The sequence below is a fragment of the Desulfonatronum thiosulfatophilum genome, assembly GCF_900104215.1.
Lineage (GTDB): Bacteria > Desulfobacterota > Desulfovibrionia > Desulfovibrionales > Desulfonatronaceae > Desulfonatronum > Desulfonatronum thiosulfatophilum.
In genome coordinates, this window is record NZ_FMXO01000014.1 from 1 (window position 1) to 20,112 (window position 20,112).

At 43.0% G+C, this 20,112-nt stretch carries 13 protein-coding genes; 1 reads left to right on the forward strand and 12 read right to left on the reverse strand.

Features of this window, described 5'->3' with window-relative positions; all coding sequences use genetic code 11:
* Positions 1-121 precede the first annotated feature (121 nt).
* Positions 122-1,522 carry an IS1380 family transposase gene (locus BLP93_RS11980; RefSeq protein WP_092121910.1) on the forward strand — a complete coding sequence of 467 codons (1,401 nt, stop codon included), beginning with the start codon at positions 122-124 and terminating at the stop codon, positions 1,520-1,522.
* Positions 1,523-1,654: 132 nt separating this feature from the next.
* On the opposite strand, the gene BLP93_RS16700 is transcribed toward BLP93_RS11980, so the two are convergent.
* The 12 genes from BLP93_RS16700 to BLP93_RS12035 form a co-directional block, all read right to left on the reverse strand.
* Complete coding sequence (locus BLP93_RS16700) at positions 1,655-1,948, reverse strand: class I SAM-dependent methyltransferase (protein ID WP_139162992.1); 294 nt, start codon at positions 1,946-1,948, stop codon at positions 1,655-1,657.
* A 98-nt stretch (positions 1,949-2,046) separates the two neighbouring features.
* Entirely contained in the window at positions 2,047-4,605 is a 2,559-nt protein-coding gene (locus tag BLP93_RS11985; RefSeq protein ID WP_161946312.1) for a CDP-glycerol glycerophosphotransferase family protein, read from the reverse strand.
* A 29-nt stretch (positions 4,606-4,634) separates the two neighbouring features.
* Positions 4,635-6,080, reverse strand: coding sequence for a CDP-glycerol glycerophosphotransferase family protein (locus BLP93_RS11990; RefSeq protein ID WP_092121942.1), 1,446 nt, complete (start codon positions 6,078-6,080; stop codon positions 4,635-4,637).
* A gap of 22 nt (positions 6,081-6,102) precedes the next feature.
* Positions 6,103-11,850, reverse strand: a complete 5,748-nt coding sequence (locus tag BLP93_RS11995; protein WP_092121945.1) for a glycosyltransferase — start codon at positions 11,848-11,850, stop codon at positions 6,103-6,105.
* Positions 11,851-11,901: 51 nt separating this feature from the next.
* The gene (locus BLP93_RS17720; RefSeq protein ID WP_092122269.1) at positions 11,902-12,216 is read right to left on the reverse strand and encodes a sulfotransferase; all 315 of its coding nucleotides are present in this window, start codon (positions 12,214-12,216) and stop codon (positions 11,902-11,904) included.
* A gap of 598 nt (positions 12,217-12,814) precedes the next feature.
* On the reverse strand, positions 12,815-13,927 hold the full coding sequence (locus BLP93_RS12005; protein WP_092121949.1) for a radical SAM protein: 1,113 nt from the start codon (positions 13,925-13,927) through the stop codon (positions 12,815-12,817).
* Positions 13,928-13,932: 5 nt separating this feature from the next.
* Complete coding sequence (locus BLP93_RS17725; RefSeq protein WP_161946313.1) at positions 13,933-14,109, reverse strand: SAF domain-containing protein; 177 nt, start codon at positions 14,107-14,109, stop codon at positions 13,933-13,935.
* Between the two features lie 94 nt (positions 14,110-14,203).
* On the reverse strand, positions 14,204-15,442 hold the full coding sequence (locus BLP93_RS12015) for a class I SAM-dependent methyltransferase (RefSeq protein WP_161946314.1): 1,239 nt from the start codon (positions 15,440-15,442) through the stop codon (positions 14,204-14,206).
* Between the two features lie 164 nt (positions 15,443-15,606).
* Positions 15,607-16,713, reverse strand: coding sequence for an N-acetylneuraminate synthase family protein (locus BLP93_RS12020; protein ID WP_092121958.1), 1,107 nt, complete (start codon positions 16,711-16,713; stop codon positions 15,607-15,609).
* Entirely contained in the window at positions 16,671-17,420 is a 750-nt protein-coding gene (locus tag BLP93_RS12025; protein WP_092121961.1) for a WbqC family protein, read from the reverse strand. Before BLP93_RS12025 ends, BLP93_RS12020 begins: the two co-directional genes overlap by 43 nt.
* A complete protein-coding gene (locus tag BLP93_RS12030) occupies positions 17,417-18,271 on the reverse strand; it encodes an amidohydrolase family protein (RefSeq protein ID WP_161946316.1) in 855 nt (284 codons plus the stop codon). The genes BLP93_RS12025 and BLP93_RS12030 overlap by 4 nt, the downstream gene beginning before the upstream one ends.
* 204 nt (positions 18,272-18,475) lie before the next feature.
* On the reverse strand, positions 18,476-19,978 hold the full coding sequence (locus BLP93_RS12035) for a methyltransferase domain-containing protein (RefSeq protein ID WP_161946317.1): 1,503 nt from the start codon (positions 19,976-19,978) through the stop codon (positions 18,476-18,478).
* Positions 19,979-20,112: the final 134 nt, after the last annotated feature.

The following is a 20,112-nucleotide window of genomic DNA, read 5'->3' on the forward strand; positions in this document are numbered from 1 at the left end:
CCTAGGTTGAGCGATTACGATACATTCGCACTACAGTTCTGATTGCATAACATATTGTTTTTGTTTATAATTCTCTCCATTCAGGTCACTGCAAATATGCACCCCATGGGTGGAGGAGAATATGTCCAGAAACAATCACAACAAGGCTCATATCGTGAAAAAAGTTGAGGCCACCAACGAGACCTTGACCAGCCGGGCCGGCATCAATTTGTTCACGAGGTATCTGCATGCAATCCAGATCATCCCCTTGATTGAACTACTCTTCGGGAGAGTCCGCAAAAATTCAAAAGGGGCGTCCATCGTCGAGTTGTTCACTCAAATTTTGTGCTGGCACTTTGATGGTACCTGCCGTCATTTGTCATCCTTTGACACGCTGGCCAAAGACCCAGGATATGCGGCCAGCATTGAAATGGACCATAAACATATGGTTTCTTCGCATGCCATCAAAAGGTTTTTCAACTCGATCCCGTTACGTTTTTCGTCCATGTTTCGGATGCTGCTGATGCGCCTTTTTGTTTGGAGGCTGAACATCAGCAAGCCGGAACTGATCATCCTCAATATCGACGCCATGGTCATGGACAATAATGATGCTCCCAAGCGCGAAGGCGTCGAGCCGACTTATAAGAAAGTATGTGGTTTCGCACCATTGCAGATGACCTGGGGCAGGTTCATCATCGACGCTATATTTCGCAGTGGGAAGAAACACTCCAACCACGGCAACGATACCGCCAAAATGATCCACCGCGCGGTCAAGCTGATCCGGAGCAAATATTGCCAGGACGTGCCGATCATTGTTCGAATGGACTCCGGATATTGCGACCAGAAACTGTTCGCCGAAATGGAACGTCTCCAGATCGGATATATCTGCGGCGGCCGGTTTTTGCCTGATGTGAAAAGCTACATTAGTTCATTGCCCCAGAAAGCCTTTGATCGCCACTACGGCAAGACCGAGGAGGACATCTGGGAATACTGCGAATTCGGCGACCATCGCTCAACGTGGAAGCGTTTCCGCCGGGCCATCTTTTGGCGTCCACTACTGGAAGAGAAACGCTTTCTTCTCCCAGGAGCACGACCAGGAACCATGATCTACACCAATCTGGGCATGGGCCAAGCCATTGACGAACAACTCAAAAAATCCGGATATGAATACTTGACCAAGTCAGAAGAGATCATCAGCTCATATCACCAACGCGGAACGGACGAACTGGTCCATCGCTGCCTGAAGGATTTCGGTTTTGAACAGCTCCCCTTCAAGAACTTTGCTCCCAACGCGGCCATGTACTACACAATGCTTCTGGGGTTCTTTCTTTTCGAAACGTTCAAAGAGGACGTCAGTAATCCGGTGGTGTCCATATCCGCTACTCCGACCACCCTGCGCCGCAAGCTGGTGGATATAGCCGGGAAGATTGTCAGGACCGCGAAACAGGTCAAGCTTAAGGTGAGCGTTGCCGTCATGGAGGCTTTGAATTTCAAAGAACTCTGGGAGCGTTGCGCTAAGGCACCGCTTTTACTCTGGACTTAATCCTGAGCTTGGTCCTAGGGTTGATGGAAAGACAGAAGTATTGCGCCCAAAAAACGTTAAAGTGCCAATAAATTTGTTAAAAATTGCTGAAAAATTGAAAAATTAAGTCTACCTTCTCAGCAACATCGATAATTATCCTGATGCAAAGTCAAAACTTAACCTCAAATCGGCCCGAGTGGCTTGCGTGAATATTGAATCGATCAATTCAGGATAAGGATTTGCTTCAAATGCAAAAATTTTTCCTTCTGGTTGAATTTCGCTTATAATTTTAGAAAATGTTGCTTGGTGCGCACCGATTTCAAAATATACTTTTGGATTTAATATTCTATTAATGTCTATGAAAAATTTTTCTAAAATCTTTGTAGAGAGCTTTCTTTGCTTTTCATCGTTTATATTATATTTAATTGCTTGATTTAAAATATTCAATTCATAATAACGAAATAAAATATCAATATTTAAAACGTCAATAATTTTTATCCATTTTTAAAAATCCTTTTCATTTAATGAGTAAATATATGTAAAAATCATTTAGATCTACGTAAAATTTCATCATAAATACGTCTGCAATTATGGCCGTCACAAAACGTAAAGAAAGCATCTGCACGACTTATATATGGCTCCTGAAGAACACAACCTTGGCTCAGGGTTTCGCTAAGCCACTCCTCCAAGGCTTCAAGGGTGTTCAACACAGGGCCAAGGCCATGTTCTTTGTAGCTGAAATAACCCTGTGTTCTGCGACTAGAAAAGGGACCCGGCATTTCCGGAAACTGATAATACGCCACAGGTCGGCCGATGTATGCCATGTCGAATACGATCGAGGAATAGTCAGTCACGATCATTGAGCTGCTCACCATAAGATCTTGCACAGATTTTACATCTGTCCAGCTTAAAAAAGAAAAGGCTTCAGAGCGTTGAAACAAATGTAAAAAACGCACCACTTCGGGATGCGGCAAGAAGAGAAGTCGGTAGCCATGGTTTCGGGTTATGCGTGCCAAGGTCCGACTGCTTGTTACCTTATTCCAATGATGAAAGAAATCACTTTCCTGAAAAGCCTTAACTTCACCCTGATTTACCCCGGGGAGATGTGCTTCTGTGCGGCGAAGATGTTCCCTCCATGTTGGGCAGATCAAGATGGTTCGACTTGGTTTCCGAGTTTGAGATTTTTGAAGCAGGGTGTCGTGGCGGGGGAAACCAGTAAGAACTAGTTCCCGCGCTGAAAACTTGTAGCGTCCGATCAACATGGATTCATACTCTTGCTGCGTGCTAGTAACGATACAGTCCAAGTTGAATTCGTTTAGCCAGCCTGAAATATCCTCTTTCGTGATCCCATGTTGTAAAAAAGCTATTTTATACCTGGGCAACCCAAATAAGGCCTTGGTTCCCATTGGGTCGGTAACGGGCAAATCCACGTGAGAAGAAATGAGCCACTGAGTCCGAGACAGGGCTGCAAAGTGCTCATTGCTTCGGTATGCCAACAAAGGAAAACCTTCTCGTTCAAGACGGCCCCAGTCCTTGGATTTACGGTCTAGCACAAAGTAGACAGGTTGCTTCGGATAATGCTCACGCAGCCATCGACAAAAATGCTCGGCATTGTCATCCGCCTTGTGAACCCGGTCCATGAGAATCCAGCAGTTGTCATATACGGTTGCTTCCGGGGCTTTTCCCAATGCAAGCCAGGTATTTTGCTGCGCGGATAATGCAGACATCGGCAGGAAAAAAAACTGCCGAAGCATATCCGCATTGAATTTATCAAAAATGCGGTCTCGGCAGAAAATGCCAGTACGTTGACCATCGATTTCGAGCCAGGCATCGGAACATCCACTCAAGGGAAGCCAACATCGGTATTCATGACTGAGAACCGTACCTCCAAGTTGATGGACAATTCGTTTACTCCAAGTAATAGATATTTCGTGCTCGCAGTCACAGAAACGATAAATTGCTTCATCGGTGGACCAGTGCGACAATTGCACCTCTCTCCCATCGGCACTGATGTCTGTTGCCACGGGCGGAGAGAAGTTAAAACGAGCGCCTTTAAATGCCTTCAACATAGCAATGCGTGTTCGCAATTCAAGTACGGGAAGGTTTGAAAGCAATATCTGACGCACTTCAATATGTCGGAAAAGCAATCGCATCAGCTCAAAAAAAGATTCCCGCTGAGTACTCGACAGTGGGCATTCGGAAAGACCTTCCAGCAGGCGTGTCATGTACCAATGACTTTCATAAATAATAAGATTCTGAATGAATTCCGGAACGGAGTTCAATGTGCGTTGATATTGCTGTACTAAATTTAAAAAACCAAACAGGATCTGATCGTGATATTTCTCAGATTTGGCCCATCCTCCCTCTACCAATCCGGCTCCTGCACCTCTCCTGCGGTAATAATAGTGGGCATCCTTGAGAAAGGCGACGCGAAAATCCCCAGTGTGCAAGAGATATAAATTGAGAAAATGTGCATCTTCAAAGGTCGGACGGATTCGTTCGTCTATCTTCAGCATAGATTGCTTTATCAGACGGCTGGAAATAAAGCAGGAACTAAGAGAAAGCTGAATGTTGTCCGGTTCGTCGAGAAGGTTGGAAATATGTGTCTTGGCAAACTTATAATTGAGACCGTGGCAGTCTACCGCTTGCCTGACAGCATCGAAGTAAAAAATCAGGTTGCAGGCAATGACTGGTCCATCAAATTGCGTCTCATTCAAAAAATCATGCACAATTTGAAAATATAAAGGAGACACGAAATCATCGGCATCAATAAAAGTGACCCATTGGCCACTTGCTAACTCCAAGCCGCGGTTTCGTGCCAGGGCAGGACCACTGTTCTCTTGACGGAGTAACATGATGTTCCGAGGAAATCGAACAACCCAGTTATGAATGATATCGGCTGTTTCATCGGTCGAACCATCATCTATCAAAACAATCTGAATATTGGTTTCAAAGTCAAGAGATTGTTTTGTCAAGCTATCAAGAAGAGTCTCAATCCATGGTTCTGCGTTGTATACAGCAGTGACAACACTGAATAAAAATTTACAGCAACCACCAAAAGATGGTAAATGCTCATCAATTTTTATTGAAATAAGGCTATGCATGTCATTATAATTCATATTAAGTTTAGTGCTCAAGAAAAATGCTTCGCCTTATCAAAATATTGTGCTGCTTTTTCAATCATCCCTTTTTGAGAAAAATGTTCTGCTATTCTCAAAAAAGATTTTTTTTGACATGAATCATTATTAACATTTAACCTGCACTGCAGTATATTTTTGATAGGGAGCAAGTATTCTGAATATGAAAAAATTGATTTAGACTCATTAAAGACTTTTAATGCTTCTATATTTTTGTTGCATTTCATCAAAAGCACTATTATTGCCCAAACATGAAACTCCATATCTTTCATGTGCACGTGTTCACCTTCTTTAAATCGATGCAAATATTTAAGTGATTCAAGCTGGTGATATTCAATTTTCTTTGCCAAAAAATCAATTGCTACATCATTGTTACTCAAAAAAGTGTTTATGGATTCTTCGCTTGTACCAGGATAAAGAAATAAAGGTTTATCAAAAATAGACCCTGCCAGTGTGACTATCGCTTGCGCAGCTCGATTTGAAGCTTCACCGTCAGTATAGGCATATATCTCTTCAACAGCTTTTTTCCTTCTCTTTTTCTGATCACATGGATCAGACAAGGCTAATTCAATTGCATTAAAAAGATCATCGGGATGATCACAGTTGACTCCTATATCAGCATGTTCCCAAAATCTAAGCCCGTGTTCAACATCACGACGGTACCAAGGCGCATTTAAAACAACCACGGGGCGATCTGTGGAAGCAAACTCAAATAAAGTAGATGAGTTATCACAGACGTAAATGTCTGCACGTTCCATGACATCTTCAAAATTTTTCACAACCTCAATTCCATACATTTCATAAATTGGTGCTAATTGATTAATAATTCTTGGGTGGCCATGGCCTAAAATTTTCCATTTTTTTTGTTGAGAAAGATTCTTTACTGCTACTCTAAAGTAAGGAAAAGAAGATTTGGTTTCCGGCATGGAAGGCCTTTCAAAATGAAATGATATCGCAACAACAGGCATTCGATTTGAAGGGTAAAAAAATGATTTGTGCCACTTGTCTAGCAAAGGACAACCAACAATAACTTTTTTTGCAAAAGGATATCTCATTCGGAAAATATTAGATAATCTATGACTAGGCAATATATCAAGTACAACATTTTTTCTCTCAAAGTTATAAAACTGTGAGCCTATATACGTTTGACCTGCTCCGTGTTCAACATAGAAAATTGGTCTTCTTAGATCAGTTAGAAAATCCACCTTATAAAATGTAGAGATGACAATTGGTTTTTCGGGTACATCATTATCGATATTTAGATCTGAAAAAGAATTCGCAATTGATATATCCTTAACAAGAGATATACCACGAAAGTCATGTAGTTTATCATAACTTGTTATCACATAAAAGAACCCCTTAAAGTCATCAGGAATTTTATGCCAAATTGGTGCTAGATGATCAAAATGATGACGTTCCCATGCAAGAAAATCAATTTTCATGGCATAAATATCCTTAAAATTTTTAATAAAAGATGTTAATTTTATTTCGTGAATCCAAAATATTTTTAACTTTATCAAGTTGTGTTATAACTTCTTGATCATTATGATCGATTTTTAAAGATTTTGAAAGAAATTTTATAGAATTATGATAATCATTCAGCATTATGTAGAGACTAGAAATTATTTTCATTAAATCAATATTATTTTCATCAAAGTGATGAAGCCCATGATATAAATACAACGATATATAATAATCTTTTTTTTCGAAGTACTTGCGTGCCTGCTCATTTAAAATACACTCCGCTTTATGTTTATCTATGATATTTATATTTTTTGATAAATCAATAAATTCAATTTTAGAAGATACAAAACTTAAATAATCACTTATAATATTACTTGGCTTTATAGACATGATAAAAGTGAATATGTTGTAATGTAAAATGAAATCAGACATATATTCTTGCAATAAACTCATTCTTTGAGAAATTATACTATAATTTTCATATCCTGGTGAATATTGTCTATAAAATTGATCCACATCCTGAAAAGCATACAACTCTAGAAATCTATCAATAATTTTTACAAAAACCTGTTGCTTTGAATATTTTTTATTGAGTTTAAAATACCTAACAATTTCTTCTAGACCTAATCCTGAAATAATATTTTTGGTAATTTGAGATTCATGTATGAAATTTGTTTTTATAGGATTTTTAATTCCAGTGATGTTATCGTTATGTATCCTGATGAAATTTAGAAATTTATCAACATATTTGCATGAATACTTATTCGAAAGAGCCACCCTACTCCAGAACTCCATATCATGAGCACGTGGAAATTGAGAATCATAACCTCCAAGTTCATCGTATATTCTTTTTCTAACAAGCGTTCCTGGATTAGGGAGCGGGTTTTTTGTCAGAAATCTTATGATCATTTCATAATTATTATTATACCATTCATAATGCGTATATTTATTTACAATGTATCCATTCGTATCAACGCAATAATGATTTGAGTACAATATATCAATGTCATGTAATTTATTCAACATGCCAACATATTCACATAGTAAATTTTTATGGATAATATCGTCACTATCAAGCCATAGTATAAATTCACCCTTGGATTCAGAAATGCATTGATTTCTCGTATTTGGAGCTCCACTATGAATTTTTTGTTTATATTTAATTTTATTGTTGTCTATTTTTTTTAGCAATGTTTCTGTTTTGTCTGTAGATCCATCGTCAACAATAATAACTTCAAATTTTTGATATGTCTGATTTAAAGCTGAATATACGGCATCGAGTATAAAATGCCCCCTATTGTATGTGGGTATACATATAGAGATAAATGGATTTGTATAAATATCTGTTATTAATTTACTTATCTCATTATTTATTGAAAAGTCATATTTTTTTTTATTCATTTTAATTAGTATTTCATCATCACCTGCAAAAGGCTTCCATATTGATAAAAATTTGTCGTAATCAGGATGTTTAACACGCAAGCGAGCATGAGATTCTTTCTGTTTGGCCCTCTTCTGCTCAAAATGCTCCTGATTTTTTGCGTAGTCATGTAGAATGACAGGAACAGGACTATAGATCTGCTTTCGCAGATCAGGTTCGACTTCAATTAGCCTTCTGGAAAGATCAACACCACCGCCACCAAAACGGATTTCATCATCCCACCCGCCAACCTTGAAAAAATGCCGCGCAGAATAGGAAGTGTTACCTTCCAGGTCAGCGTAGATGGGAAATGGTTTAGGACCTAAATAGTAATGTTTGGCTATTTGATTTAGCGGATTATTGGTCTTTGGCTGATATACCCCGCGAACTGCAATGACATCATATTTATCATGCGCATCAAGATGTGCCTGGACGATATTTCCAGCAGGAATTCCGTCATCTTCCAGAAAAAACAGGATCGGGGCCTTGGCAAATACGGCTCCGATATTGCGGGCCAGGTAGGCTCCGGTATTAGTATTCAGTCGTATATAGGTATCAATATATGTTTTCAGCTCATCAAATTCTCCCAGCTTTCCACCGTTATCTACAAAGATCAGCTCGAAATTCTGATCGCGCTGTTTTTCCAAAATCTGGAAATTTTTGATGGTGTCCGGGTGGAGCCGCCAAGAGATGACGATAATAGATATAGTTGGCTTATCAATTTTATTAATTTGAGAGACTGATTCAAAATATTGGCTATAAATCTCTGATTTCTTTTCCCAGCCTATCTCTTCAACGTGCTGCAATAATTTACGATGATCGAACTCTTTGGATGAATTTATTGGATATAAAGACTCATGCGATATAGACTTTAAATCAGAATCAGCAGGTTGATAACCTGGAAGATACTTTGGCAGGGGGATGTCGGCAAGACATCCGCATGCTTCAAAAGGGCATATTACAGGTTTGTTCAGCTCACTGAGTTTTATGTCAGGATTAAATATATTTATGCCATTTTTTTTGTTTTTTCGAAAACAAACAGCAGGTGCAACGTTGCCATGCTCATCAATTGACATCATATTTTCCCCGGCGTGGCAGATCATTTCTTTATACTTATTCAAGCCTTTAGAAATGACATCATTACTTGTAAAGTATGTTCTTTTTTTGTTGTTTGTGATATTGTCAATTGTTTCATGTAAAATACTTTTCGATTCTGATTCATTATAAAAACTACTTAACCATGCCAAGTCTGCTTCAGTGTACCCTTTATCAGGGATGTTGCCGAAATTTTCCCTGACAAGTTTGATATCTATGCTTAAATAGGTAGAATTATATTTTTTAAAAGCTTCATATAAAGCTTTAACATCTTGCATATATTTAGGGTCTGCGATTAAGCGAAGGCTTGAATTGATTCTGTGCTCTGCGAGATATTTTGCATTTGCAATAAACTTGTCCGGCTTGGCATATTCGAAATGATAAGATAGCCCAAAATTAATTTTAGATTTGTCGATTATCTCAGACGAGACAATTTTTTTATAAAAAGATAAAGGCAGGCTTAGATTGGTTAACGTATTAACAACTATTCGGTCATCCTTAAGGCTCATAATGTATTCTAAAAGATCAAGATAATCAGGATGAATTGTTGGTTCTCCACCAGTAAGTGTGATTGTAATTTTTTTATTTTTAAGGTTTGAAATATTATTAGCAGCAATTTTTAATTTTTCAAAATTTATAAAATCATTTTTATTATTTTTTACAGTACAATAACTACAAGAATAATTGCATCTTCTTGTAAGTACCCAATTGACTGAAATATTATCTTGATTCAACCTTTGAAAGTCACCAGCTCGGATGAGTTTATCGGTTGTGATAGGATTGTCATTTTTGTTTTGAAATGAATTCCATATTTTTCTCACACAGTCATAGTTTTTATATTTGCCTCTGATAATGGCCATTGACTTATCTAGCTGAGCCATCTTTTTTTTCAAATGCTCTTCATCCCTGGCATAGTCGTGATAAATTACTGCTTCAGGATAATATATCTGCTTTTTCAAGTCAGGCTCCACCTGCAATAATCTCATGGACAAAGCAAGTCCATCGCCCATGATAAATATGTCTTCATCCCATCCCCCAGCCTGGAAAAAAGGCTTGGATTTGAAGGAAGCATTGCCTTCAAGATTGATGATGGCTGGGAAAGGCCTATCTCCCATATAATAGTGATGTGCCTTTTGATTGATCGGGGTGTCTGTTTTGGGGCGGTATACACCCCGAAGGCCGATAATATCATATTTTTTAAAAGCCTGAAGATGAGCAGCAACAAAATTTTTCTCAGGGATTCCGTCATCCTCAAGGAAACAAACTATGGGTGCTTTTGCAAAGACTGCTCCGAGATTGCGCGCAAAGCATGGGCCTGTATTGTCGTTCAGCTTGACGTAAGTGTCGATGAAAGGCTCAAGCGTTTTAAACTCTTCGTCATCTGCTCCATTGTTTACAAAGATTAACTCAAAGTTTTGCTTTCTTTGCTGCTGAAGTATTTCAAAATTTTTTATTGTATCAGGGTGCAGGCGCCAGGACACAACTACAATGGATATTTTTGGTTGTACGTTTTTATTGAAAAATTTTACATACTGAAATTTTTTCGAATAAACAGGAAATTTATTATTCCATGCTTTATTCTTTAAATGCTTCATAAGTTCAAAGTCATGGTCATCCACATTATCAAAAGAATTATCATCTGTATGATCAGCATTGGACCCTGCAAGAATAGCATCTTCGTATTTTGTACTCCTTTTTTTATCCTTTACTGTGGGTGAGGGAATGATATCTTCATCTTCAAGAATAATGCGCATAACCCGGTCCAGATATGGGTTCTTTCCAGGCAATAGATCATCAACAGAATCGTAAACAACTTTGCCTTTAAAGGTATTGGTCATTTTAACCAGAGGGAAAGGAATAGATTTACGAGAAAACAATGTATATGCAAAGCGGTGAGCCATCCTGATTGTTTCTGGATTAATTTCCTTTGTCTTTTTTCCAAGAAAAGAGCTTAAGATTTCATTATAGTGTTCAGGCGATTTTGCGGTGAGAAGAAATGGCTGATCAGATAAAATGCAATTATCCGCAACCACCACCGGCTTTCCCTGACATGCCATCTCCAGCCCGGCAGTGCTTCTGTACACCAGACCTACATCAGCCATGGACATGAGGGTATAAGAACTTATCGGATCATCCGGCATGATCAGACGAACATTAAGTGGGATAATAGGTTTCAAGTCGAGGATTTCATGAAGCTGTTGAAAGTTATTTCCCATAGCCGCCTTTTTCCCTGCAATATTAGGGTGTACTCTGAGGACAACGTCGATTTCAGGGTGAAGCCTGGCAAAGGCGATGGTTTGCATTATCCAGTCAATTTGTTTTTTAAATGGGCCTGGCTCGTCAACACTGGCAATAATTTCATCGTCAGAAGAATTAAACAGCACAAAGAGCTGACGATTATTGCTTGGCAAGTTCATTTTTTTTCTAAGAGACTCAATGTTTTCAGGAGGTGGGCTGTGGTTAACCCAGTTTTGTGATTTGCCGTGCATTTTATCATTCAGAAAAGCTTTGATTTCTATTGCTTCCTTTTTGGATAGAGGAATATTTTCCCATTCATTCAATGCCTTACGCACCAGATAGTATGAAGAGCATGACGTATTCTTCCAAAGAGTCAGGCTTTCCTTCAAGGTTCCACGCTCATGGGTAAAGACCTGTATTCCTCTTTTCAGGGCAAGCTCCAAAGCTATTCTTGTAGATGACATCCGACCATTAAAAAGGAGCAGTATATCCGGAGCATAGTCGTCCATAAGACGATTTAGAGCAAAGCAGGCAATCAATCCAGATGACAGATACATTCTAACTGTTTCTGCAATTTTCGGATCGCTAAGATCAGGATAAGGAATGCGAAAATGTGTATGGATTGAAGATTTGATCCAGGAGCCGATCTCCCAATGATCATACCTGGCTTGGAAAAAGTTTGACGAGTCAAACTCATGGCACCATTTTTCAGCAGTTAATATTTCAGAAGGGTATATGTATCTTCCCAGCCATTCAAATGGCATCCGAAGGTCACAGGCCTGTTCAGAAACAATTTTTTGACATTTATAGCAGGACATTTCATTTCTAGGAAGTTTGCTTCTATGCATGTCACAGGCTTGATACAGACCATCACAAAGTACATATTTCACATCATTGCCTCTCAGCCGCAATCCATGAAGCATTGTAATATGCCAGAGGCCATGTAACATCCATTGATTATAGGGAGAATATCCAACAATTTTTAATGAACTCATTTTCAATGCTCCTGAAGTATTTATTTAAACATCTGTTATTACTGTCAATAGCTATAATTCGTATCCAATAATTTTAAATAATTCTGAATAATGTATTTTTGCGTAATCAAGATCGTCCTTAGTAAATTCTTCCTTCCATTTAGACAATGATTCTTTATGAACATTAGCATGATGAGTAGTTTTATAATGTTTAACTTGTAAAAAATCACAAATATTACTGATTACAGTATCAGGATTTTTTACAAGATCTTCATATTTAATATTTATATACGAATTATCAGGTAGTTTAGTCTGAACATTTAAGGCTCTAATAATATGTTTTGCCCAACGATCTAGAGCGCTTTTGTATCTTTTAATTTTTCTGATGCAAAATGGATCTAATCATTTTACATTCATTACTTAGCTGGGCATAATCGAGTGTAGTCATTTGCCATTAATTTTTAAATTACAGATTGAATAAAGGCTGCCAATATTGCCAAACTAGTCAAATACAAGACCAAAAGCTTGGGACGAGTCAGAGAGTAACAGAGCAGCTGTTCAAATATAATCTTGGTTTGATTCGATAATCTGATGGCTGAAAAGGATGGTGAGGGGAATGTTACGCGATACTGACAGTTGACTTCAAAATTTCGTTCGACATAACAAAGAGGGATCCAAACTAAGCAATTATACCATAAAGCGGAGAATCTCTCTGTTTAATGAGCTTTTCCAAACTTGATTTTCAAAAACGCGTGCTTATCTCGCCTGCAAGTGAATATAATTCGAGGTAACCCCGTTGGGTCTGACCCCTTGAAGTTGCTGCATCAGGATTATGTGAATTCCACTTCAAACGTCGAAGAGCCAAAAAACAAAAATCTTGAGTCTGCCTGAAACTTAAAAGCTGAAAAATTCCGGCGTGAAGACCAATTTTACCTTAAATCGAACAAAGAAAGCCTTGCAAAAATTTTGAATCGATCAATTCAGGTTATAGTTCATTAATTCGCTTCATGAGCGAAATACGCTTTTCCCCTAGCCCAATATCACTTTTCCTCTCCGTCAATGCATTCGCATAATGCCCTGCCTGCCGTAAAACGGCCTTCTTCACGAACTCGGGGTAGCCTCGCAGATCATACTCCGGATCCCAGAGGCAGTTGCAGGTTGAGCACAAAGTCTGGCCCTTCTCAAAACAAGCATAATTCCGCTCCAAGTGCGCCTCGCGGAATTCCTGGAATGCAGGGCTCTGCCATATATCTTTCAGAGAGTGGGTGCGTACATCGCCAACTGGGCAGGTAATTTCAAAATCCAGCGGACATGAGCAAACGCGACCATCCCAGTTTACCGTGATGTTCTCCCACGGTACCCGGCAAATAGGGCGATCTTCATTTTTCAAATTTTCATGCTTGGTCAAATCAATTTCGCTGGAGATACTGGAATACCCGGACATATTCAGCAACTCGCTGACAAAAATGGTATTTACCGGCAGTTCGGAAAAATAGCGCTTGTACTCTTCCAGGTGACCGCTAGTGGCCTCCTCATGTATAATGGATGCGCAAACAAAGGTAGGGCTTCCGGCTTCCAGATTCTGGCGCAGGAACTCAAGGATATTGGCCAGGGTTGGCTTGAACTTGGCACGTTTGCGGATACGTTCGTAAAGGTCTTGATCCACCGCATCGAAGGAAAAAACCACACGGTCAAGGCCAAGCTCGATCAAGCGAGCGGACTTTGCCGCGGTCAAACGCGTTGCATTGGTCAATAACGAGACATGGCATCCAGCGCTTTTTGCGTAGGCTACCATATCCAGGATATGAGGGTGGAGCATGGGCTCACCTTGTACATTCAGGGAGATGGCGCATCCCAGCGGTCCAATTTCGTCAATGACTTTGCGATAGATGTCCATGTCCATCATGCCGCGTTTGCGTTGCATGGCGTCCTGAACGCAGTGAATGCAGCGCAGGTTGCACGCGTTGGTCGGTTCAATATGGATATGCTGAGGAAAAGGCGGGATGCCTTCCGCGGGATTTTGAAGAAAGGTGAGCTGATCAACAAATCGATCAACAACCTTTTGGAAACTTTCGCGAGGTTTAATCTGGTCGTTCATTCACTCTACTCCTTTTGCAGTATATCCCAGCTAATCTGGGTGTCGGCGTTCACATCCCTGTTCAGGACACAACCAAGCAGTTTCGGTATTTCACGGGCTCGAAGGCCGGAGCCTGGACGCTTGAGAACGAGGTCCGTGGCAGCAAGCCTAGTGCCTTTTTGAAGCGCATGGGCCGCAACCACGGATTTGCGAAAAACATGCCGGATTTCCTGCTCACGAGAAGCAATATCCAGGCTATTTCGGCCACTCTAATAGGCAATTATGTCTCTTTTGACTCTACAAATCTAAATACCTAGGCTCTGGCAACAGAATTGCTACCTTTTTCCCATCCATCTTACAATATTCTACAACTTCCTTGGCAAACGTTGTCGTAACCACAGTCAAGTCAGGAGAAAATACTGATAATGCGGATTTTGGACGTATAATTTCATCAGACCAGCAGATTCTCTCGCCTTGTTTCACCAATGAATTATCGATGAAACAGTGCCTATTGGATAACAGGTTAGGTTGAGTGTACAGCAGGTGAATCAATGCCCCACCAACACCAAAAAATGCAATGCGCACATCAGGATCAATACCACCGAAGAATTCAGTACGCAAAAAATTTACATGGTCTTCTATATAAATATAGTCCTTAATAATCCTCATATTATCTATAAAATGTGAATGTAGCGCTTTATATGTTTCGCTGCGTCGCGCAAAGACTGTTGCACTTCCGTTACTATTCAATTCATAGTGCTGCACATCGAAACCACATGACTCAATAAACTGAACAGCGAATTCTACAGTAAAATATGAGGCATGCGCGTTGATGAACTGATCAACATAATGCTTTTGCATCCTCGTTTTCAAACAGGGAAATTGCAGGACGGCGACACCGTCTTCATTCAACACCCTCCTAATCTTTTCAAGATAGTCCCGGGTCGAAGCCACATGCTCGAAAACGTGATATGATACGAAGTAGTCAAATGTCCGGCCGATGTCTGCTTCTAGAAAACACTCTTGGATAATTTCTTCTTCTTCAGGTTCAACATTAGAAAAACGCAACTGATAGGCATCAAGTTCAGTTCCCGCAACGGAAAAACCGACTTCCCGCATATGTTTCAATAAGTACCCATCGCCGCACATGTCTTGAAACAACGAGCTTGAATGGCCGCTATTGCCTTGAGCATATATGACGATTCTTCTAATCAGGGTATCAAGAAGCGTCGTCATGCCACCCGGCACAGGAGGTGATGGATACCACTGAAAATACTCCCTCTCTAAAAAGGAACGTCCCGGCATTGTGCAGTTGTAGATGTGCCCGCAGGAGTTGCACAACGAAATATTCAAGTCATTGAAGCCGAATGCAAAATTGCACCCAATCCTGTTCACGCCCTCAATTAACGGATAACCCTCACGCGTATAAACAATAACTGGGTCGCAGATATTACAAACAGGACATTCCTTCATAACCCCCTCTTTTATGCCTGGCGCAATACACAAAGTGTATCCCGCAGGCTTCAAATCGTTCACATGATTTAACATGCACAGCTGACATAGAAAATCGTATTAAAAGTGAAATCTAATTATCAAAACATAAATAAACAATATGATAATAAAGTGTTATTCACCTATATTACATAAATAGATACAGAAGTCTAACATTCTATCAACAACTCTCTCAATCTGAGTTACTTCTATTCACCATATTCATCATCAAAAAAATTTAGCACAATACGCTCATTTTTTTTTATATTGCACATAATTTTTTTTCCAATTATATTGGAGAGATTTCTTGGCTGCATCCCATAACCCGGCCTCTTCAGTGATAAGTCTTCAGCTTTTAGCCTCTCCCCTGCCAGCAAATCCCTAGCTGCTACGATAGATCGGCGGAAGGTGTTGCGAACCTCTGCTTCTCTTTCAGATAGTTGGAGGATTTTCTGACCTAACATGTTATCAATACGTCTGATCATGCTGACCAACCGCATCAGTTCCTTAGGGTCCGCGCTCATGGCATGGTCCGGCCCTGGCAACCCCTTGTCCAGGGTAAAGTGCTTTTCCAGAACGCACGCGCCAAGCGCGACAGCCCCAAGACATGCTTCCGGGCCGATGGTATGATCGGAATACCCGGGGATGCATCCTGTCACTTCCTGGATGGCCTGCATGCGCAGTAAATTCGCTTCACCGTCCTTGGTTGGGTAAAGAGAAACGCAATGCAGGAAGATCGTCCTGGACAGGGCATGATAATGTTTCATGATCTCCAGGGCATCCTTGATTTCAATCTCATCAGCCATGCCCGTGGACAGGATTAAGGGAACGTCCTTGGCTGCCACGTACTCCAGAAGCGGCAGATTGATCAGATCCTCGGAAGCCAGTTTCAAGGCTTTTACGCCTGCCTCCAGGGCAGCGTCAGTACTCAATGGGTCAGCAACGGATGTCAGTGGAACCAGACCAAGATTTCTGGCATGGTCAAACAGCTCTTGGTGCCACTGCAACGGCAGCTCCAGCCGCTTGAACATGTCGTACATTTTTTCTTTGACCAGCCCTCCCCCAGAGACATACTCATACTCCAAATCCCGGTCAGCCATGAACTCCTCGGTCCGCCATGTCTGAAACTTGACGCAATCAGCCCCGGCCCGGGCAGCGGCTTCAATGGTCCGCTTGGCCAGGACCTTGTCCCCGTTATGATTCACCCCGATCTCGGCAATGATGAACACCGGATGGCCCGGGCCGATGAGGCGATTTTCGATTTGGATTGGTTTTATGTTGTGGCCTGAGTCCATGATTCTATTTCTCTTTTGCATACATTTTCTTTTATCATAAAAAATGCAGAATCCGCGCCATGATTAAAGAGCAGGTCGACGAAGGACAGACAGGGAACAAAATCCTGCCTTATCCTCTGGCTGTATTCCGGATGCTTGTAGTCCTGGAAGAAGACCTTTATCCCAAGTTTTTCAAAGTCCTGACGAATAATGTAATCTTTTCCGTGGGTGCCCGTGACCACGGTGTTGGCATTGAAGCGCCGACAGTGATCCAGGACCAGATCGGATTTTTTCCCCGAAAAATTCAAGGCCGAACCGACGACAATGCTTGCCTGGATTTCAAACCACTCAAAGGCTTTTCTAAGAATGGCCAGGTTGAGATCCGCAAGACGCTGCCAGGTGTTCTCCAGGTAGAGCCATTCAAAAAAAGGCGCATATTCTTTGAAGTATTTTGTCTTGCCATAGCAGGTCTTAAGACTTGCCCAGTGCTTATATCTCCAGGAGTTTTTGCCCTGGTCATCCTTTATGCGGATATCGCTTATTCTTAGAGAAGATGAATTCCTGCGGTCAACTGGTACAGTCAGCCAAATGACATTGCCATCAGTGGCGACTATCCGGTTGCGGTGAATAAAATCCCGATCCAGGAACTGGACATCATCCATGTACACGAAAATGTCGCACAGGCTGGCCTTGTGCAGCAGACCCAGCCAGGGCAGATATGCGGGTTGATGGCCACTGACAATGGTCATGGCTGCGCCTTTACTTCCCGGTCCACATCCAGTCTGGCCAACCGTGAAAAATTCGCTTTAAAAATCGCCATGCCCTGTTCCGGGGCCAGCCCAAGACCACGGATTCCGTCCACCACCTGCTTCTGACTATGGCTGTGATTGAAGGGAAAATCCGTGCCCAGGACCACCTTGTCGGCCAGACCTGCCTGGCAGTACCAGCGAACTATCTCCAGGGTGGAGGATACCGCAGTGTCGTACCAGACATTGGCCAGGGTCCGGGCCACGGGCGGATGCAAGGCTGACAGGCCCAGCAGTCCCCCCAGATGAGCGGCCAGGATGCGCAGACCCGGATGTTTGCCGGCCAGGGCGTAAAGCATTGCCGGCGAGGCTGGAGAGGATTTGTAGGGTTGATCCACATGCAACATCAAAAAGGCTTGGGCTGACTGGACGGCAAGGGCCAGCTCATCCATGCGTGGATCATCCAGCGCAAACTTCTGCCAGACCGGATTGACCTTGATGCCCACGGCACCGGCATTCACCACGCGGATCACCTCCTGAAGCGCATTGGGGCTGGTCGGCTGGACCGAGCAAATGGCCAGGAAGCGTTCATTTTCGGTTGCCGTTTGAAGAAGGTAGTCATTGTTTTGGCTACACAGTTCAGGATCGGCCCAGGGAAACGCGACCAGCACGGAGCGCTGGATGCCCGAGTGGTCCATGGATGCCAGGATCGCTTCAGGCGCGGAAAGCGCAAGCGCGCAAGGGCCTTCAGGGTGGCGATGAATTGCCTCCTGAATGGACCGCTCGCTCGCCGGCAGGCGAACGTCCGCCTGACGCAACCGGGGCGGCAGGCAATACACATGAGCGTCAATCATGGAAGCATTAGATGTTTGTCCCTGCAAAATCATTGAACGCCAAGCAACCTGAAATACATTGTTTTAGCCACCCGCTTCGCTAGACCATGCGGGACGAATAAGGCAGACGGAAGAGTTTTTCACCAGCCAAGTCGGCTGGTGAAAAGTCCTCCTTTGTCTGCCTTTCCCGTCTGTGGCAAAAAAATCTGAAAAGTTGACAAACTCTCAATCATTGCTCCGCCTCTCTGCCGACACGAAAACGCTGTGCGCCTCGCGTGCCGGGAGCAGTCGGCCTGAACGCGGTTCATAGCCGGTGATTCGGATATCCTCGAGGCCTGCCCCGGCAAAAGCCTCGCGCAACTGCGCCGTCCTGTACCACAGATGCTCCGGGCAGGGGATGCATGCGGGCTCATCAAAGGCCTGCCAGTCGAGGTTCTTCGTGGAAACCAGGACGCGGCCGCCCGGTGCGACCAACTCGGCCAGGCGGGCAACGGCCTTTTTTAAACCGACCCCGCAATTCTGGAGTACCCCAAGGCAGGTGACCAACGAGAACGGTTCGCCTGGAACAGGCTGCATGAAGTCCTGACAGCAAAACTTGGTGCCAATGTCCGCGATCTGTGTGCACCGCTCCAAAGCGTAGCGTGTCAGCTCCTCGGTGAGGTCAACGCCGCAATAGATAGAGGGCATCTGATTCTTTTTCACTGCGTAGATGAAAAAATCTCCTGTGCCGGATCCCACGTCCAGCCATGTTTCACCCTGGACCGAACCAAGAATTTCCAGGGCCAGGGCATACCGGTTTTCCATGCCTTCCGCTGAACCCCAGAGCACTTTCCGGTATGGTTCAGGGTGGACAAAGGCCTGGCGGTACGCGGAAACAACGGCATCAGTAGAGGAGTGTTTTCCCTGGTAGCGTAGCCAGGCTGAGAGTACATGGGCCGCAAGCCTGGAAGCGCCCTGGCCGTCGAACAACCCGCGGCCCCTGGCCGCCATTTCGCGTATACGTTCAGGCATGGCCATGGCCCTGGAAATCTCATGGGCCAGTTGGCAATCATCCTTCTGATCAAAGCGCCCGAGATTCACCCCCAGGTTGCGCTGCTCCAGCCCATTGGCCGTGGGCATCTGATTGTCTGCCAAGGCCAGAGCGACAACCGGCACCCCCAGGTGAAGCATCTCGGCAACCGTCAACCCCGCGCCCACAATGGCCAGATCGCAGGAAGCCGCGAGCCGGTGAAAATCTTTGGGAGCAATGTGCAGCCTGGCCCGCTGATCAGAAGCGCATAGGGCCGTTAGTGCTTCAGGCGGACCGTAATGCGGACCGGCCACGACATGCAGATGAAATGAGCCGGTCATGGCCAGGAGAATGCGCGTGAGCCGTTCAGTCTGTCGCTCTGGGTCGGACGCCCCCATGACCAGGAGAATATTTTGCGGGTATTCCTGTCTGTCCTGGTCTGACATGCGCGGGTGCGGTCCTGTCTGCAAACATTCCTCAGGCAGGGGCATGTATTCCGGACCGATGGCGCTGAAGGGCTTCCAGCGACCAGGATAGAGGATCTGATCAGCGCCAAGTCCGGGGTTCATAATGCCCAGCACAGGCAATCCCACCTTCTCGCCGTGATCGTCAAAAGTCAGAATGAACAAACCCGGCAACTCGTTTGCCAGCTCATGATAAAAATCCCGAGGCAGAAGATAGGTGTCGATAATGAGTAAATGGTTTGGGGACTGGGTCAATGCTTGTCCCAGGAATCGGGGAGCTGCCGGGTCAGGGAGCACTGTTGGGCTGAACCCGGCAGACTCAAAAGGATCAGTGTCTGAGCCAGGCAGCAGCCAATATGTCACCCAGCACCTCTGGGACTGTAGCGCCT

Excerpts from the sequence above, each read along its gene's own strand:
- BLP93_RS11980 (WP_092121910.1), top strand. The coding sequence starts at position 122 with ATGTCCAGAAACAATCACAACAAGGCTCATATCGTGAAAAAAGTTGAG.
- BLP93_RS11985 (WP_161946312.1), bottom strand. The coding sequence starts at position 4,605 with ATGCATAGCCTTATTTCAATAAAAATTGATGAGCATTTACCATCTTTT.
- BLP93_RS11990 (WP_092121942.1), bottom strand. The coding sequence starts at position 6,080 with ATGAAAATTGATTTTCTTGCATGGGAACGTCATCATTTTGATCATCTA.
- BLP93_RS11995 (WP_092121945.1), bottom strand. The coding sequence starts at position 11,850 with ATGAGTTCATTAAAAATTGTTGGATATTCTCCCTATAATCAATGGATG.
- BLP93_RS12005 (WP_092121949.1), bottom strand. The coding sequence starts at position 13,927 with ATGAACGACCAGATTAAACCTCGCGAAAGTTTCCAAAAGGTTGTTGAT.
- BLP93_RS12020 (WP_092121958.1), bottom strand. The coding sequence starts at position 16,713 with ATGCAAAAGAGAAATAGAATCATGGACTCAGGCCACAACATAAAACCA.
- BLP93_RS12025 (WP_092121961.1), bottom strand. The coding sequence starts at position 17,420 with ATGACCATTGTCAGTGGCCATCAACCCGCATATCTGCCCTGGCTGGGT.
- BLP93_RS12030 (WP_161946316.1), bottom strand. The coding sequence starts at position 18,271 with ATGATTGACGCTCATGTGTATTGCCTGCCGCCCCGGTTGCGTCAGGCG.